This window comes from Pseudomonas luteola NBRC 103146 (assembly GCF_002091675.1).
GTDB classification, from domain to species: Bacteria; Pseudomonadota; Gammaproteobacteria; order Pseudomonadales; family Pseudomonadaceae; genus Chryseomonas; species Chryseomonas luteola.
In genome coordinates this window covers 1-1,889 of record NZ_BDAE01000071.1, presented here as the reverse complement: position 1 = coordinate 1,889, position 1,889 = coordinate 1, and the positions used below count along the sequence as shown (strand labels likewise).

Annotated in this window: 2 protein-coding genes and 2 pseudogenes; all 4 read left to right on the top strand. The window is 56.9% G+C overall.

What is annotated here, in order from left to right:
- Window positions 1-572 (top strand): annotated as a pseudogene (locus PLU01S_RS25065) (tail tape measure protein); the annotation flags it as partial.
- The gene (locus PLU01S_RS25060) at window positions 569-1,054 is read left to right on the top strand and encodes a DUF1833 family protein (RefSeq protein ID WP_084339969.1); all 486 of its coding nucleotides are present in this window, start codon (window positions 569-571) and stop codon (window positions 1,052-1,054) included. The pseudogene PLU01S_RS25065 and the gene PLU01S_RS25060, both read left to right, overlap by 4 nt.
- 1 nt (window position 1,055) lies before the next feature.
- Window positions 1,056-1,469 carry a hypothetical protein gene (locus tag PLU01S_RS25055; protein ID WP_084339967.1) on the top strand — a complete coding sequence of 138 codons (414 nt, stop codon included), beginning with the start codon at window positions 1,056-1,058 and terminating at the stop codon, window positions 1,467-1,469.
- Window positions 1,470-1,512: 43 nt separating this feature from the next.
- Window positions 1,513-1,889, top strand: a pseudogene (locus tag PLU01S_RS25050) (host specificity factor TipJ family phage tail protein); the annotation flags it as partial.

The window sequence follows — 1,889 nt, the reverse complement described above, 5'->3', positions numbered from 1 at the left end:
ATGCCGCTGCTGTGACAGGCCAGTCTACAGCTGAGGTTAACTTGGCCGCATTGAACGCCTTCGCTTCTACCGCGGCTATTCCTATCGTTGGTCCTGCATTGGCTCCAGCAGCAGCGGCCACAGCAGCAGCGGCTACGGCACCATTTGCAGCGGCAGCGATTGCAGCGGCTTCCTCGGCAATTGCAGGGGCGGCTACAGGTGGGTTCTCTGAGGGTGGTTATACCGGTCCGGGTGGTAAGTACGACCCAGCCGGTATCGTCCACAAAGGCGAGGTGGTCTGGTCACAGGCTGACATTGCACGGGCGGGTGGTGTGGCAACGGTTGAGTCACTGCGTAAAGGCTACGCGCCGAATGGCAATGCCGGTCTGGCTGGTACCGCTCCTGGCAAGTCGGGCGGTGGCGGCGTGGTAGTCAATCTTCATGAGGACGCCAACAAGGCTGGGCAGGTTCAGCAGATCAACAACTCAGGCGGCGGCATGACCATGGACGTGTTCGTATCGAACATTCACCAGGGCGGGCCGGCAGCTAAGGCATTCGAGCAGACCTATGGACTTAGAAGGGTAGGACGATGACGGTTCTGGAGCAGTTTTACGCATCAGGCGGATCGGATGTAAAGATCGCCACTCTGGAGCTGTCTTGTCCTGCCTGGGATAAGTCTGTCTATCTGTGTAAGGCCTATGAGGATGTGATGGCTGCAACCGAAACAGGCGAGGTGGTGACATACCAAGCCTGCGGTATGGATGTGGCCCTGCCCAAGCGAGACAACAGCGGGAATCAGACGCTGAACTTCGCCATTGATAACGTCACCGGCGAGTCTCAGCAGCTGATCGATGAAGCCTTGGATACCAGACAGGTTATTAGTTTGGTGTTCAGGGTGTATCTGTCCAGCGATCTGTCCGGCCCGGCTGAGAAGCCTTACAGGATGAAGGTGAAGGGCGGGTATATCCAGGGCGTCACCTCTCAGCTGTCCTCCGGCTACTACGACCTGTTGAACCTTGCTTGGCCCCGCCGCAAGTACACCTTGGACTTCGCTCCCGGCTTACGGTACGTCTGATATGGCCCTCAATGACTATTTCTCTGCCGCCTACCTGGACGGTGGGAGAGGCGAGGTCGTGGACGGTATTCAGCGGCTGGACTGCTGGGGACTTGTCCGCGCAGTGAGGCATGAGGTTTATGGCCTCCCGCTTCTACCTAGCTGGGGACATGTCCGGCACACGATGGCTCGTGAGTTCACCAAGGCTGCTCATGAATGCACCGGCGCAATGGTTCCTTGTGAGCCAAGGGTAGGCGCGATCGTCTGCCTTTGGCGTGGAGCAATCTGCGTTCACGTGGGGCTGGTCGTTGAAGTAGACGGACGCCTTCACGGTATGGAAATGCTCCAGACGGGTGTTTCCGTGAAGCCACTTAACAAGTTTCTTGAACGATATCCTAGAGCGAGCTTTCACTTTGATCAGCATTTTCCCCAGTAAGCTTGAGGGCGAACCTCTAGAAAAGCATTACACCGAGTCGGTGATGACGCTTGATAAGTGGCTTTCGATCAACGTCAAGAGCTATGAGCGCCGTACATCTCCGCCTATCAGCATCGAAATAAACGGCTTGCTGATTGATCCAGAGCATTGGGATTCGAAACTGTTTAGCCCAGAGGACGACGTTCGGATCTACCCTGAGCCCAAGGGCCTTGAGGCTGCAACCATTGCCATCATTTCAGCGGCAGCTGCCGCGGCGGTGGTGGCGGCGGTTATCTTCCTACGGCCTAACGTCAAGACGCCAGGGTCATTCGATCAGCAAGGCAAGTCGCTCAATCTGGCCCGTAGCAAGGGCAACCAAGTCAAGATCGGCGACATCATCCGTGAGGCAGCCGGCAAGAACAGGATCTACCCTGACTACCT